A 1,041-nucleotide genomic window follows, 5' to 3' on the forward strand; every position below is an offset into this window, starting at 1 on the left:
CTGCGGCGGCCAATCGGCAGACCGAGATGATGTATATGCTGGCCCGCCACATCATCGCGCGCAATTTCTTCCTGAAGCCGGATTACCTGCCATTCGTGCCAGCAGAGGCGCGCGGCTTCCACCAGCCGCGCTTCCAGGAAATCTACGAATCGGTGAAGCGGCTCGACTATGACGAATGGCATCGCACGCAAGGCAGTCCGCAAGTCCGCGCGCAAGCCGAGCTCGATGTTCGCGAAGGCCCCAAGCACAATGTTCAGCTCGGCTTTGCCAGTCAGCGCTTGAGCGACATGGGCGACGCGATTGTCAGCCAATCGACGGGACGCTTCGTGCTGCGGGCCGGCGACGACGCGGAAGCCGAAGAGATTGTGCAGCGCTTCAATCTCTCCGAAGCGAGCGCCGACATCGTCCGCCATCGCCTTCATGGACCCGGTCCGGCGGGCGCGCCGTTCCTGGTGGTGCTGCAAGCGGATAACGCCAAATATGAGCAAATGCTCGTCAACACGCTCGGGCCGATCGAGCTGTGGGCTCTGTCGACGACCCCTGGCGATAGAGCGCTGCGCAATCGTCTCTATGACCGCATCGGCTTTCGGGAGGCGCTGCGGCGTCTCGCGAGAATATTTCCGGGCGGATCGGCGGAAAAAGAGATCGAGGAACGCAAGGCCAAGCGCATGCGGCGGGGCGAGCTCGACACGCGCGCGGAAACCGGCGTCGTCGACGAATTGGCGAACGAGCTGTCCGATGCGCGCGGGATCGGCGCCAAGCTACGATATGAAAATAGCGGCTCGGAGTTCTCGGTCATGGCGACTCATTAGAGTCGCGCAATTCTTTTCACGCGTCCGAGCATTTGAAATTCGCGCAGAGCAGGGGAATCGTTTCGGCCTGATTTCGTGATCGAGGAGCGTCGCCATGCCCAGCTTTCGCATCCAGCTTCGCCCTAACGGCGTCGTCATGTTCGGCTCGGGGACGCGCGACGTCGCTCGAATGGAACATCGCGGGGCTCTCGATCTCGAAAGCCTCGCGATCGCCGAAGAGGCCGAGCTG

1 pseudogene is annotated in these 1,041 nt (G+C 62.2%); it reads left to right on the forward strand.

Annotated elements, in window-relative coordinates:
- Positions 1 to 812 (forward strand): annotated as a pseudogene (locus A1351_RS25275) (ATP-binding protein); the annotation flags it as partial.
- Positions 813 to 1,041: the final 229 nt, after the last annotated feature.

The organism is Methylosinus sp. R-45379, from assembly GCF_001644125.1.
In the GTDB taxonomy this organism is placed as follows: domain Bacteria; phylum Pseudomonadota; class Alphaproteobacteria; order Rhizobiales; family Beijerinckiaceae; genus Methylosinus.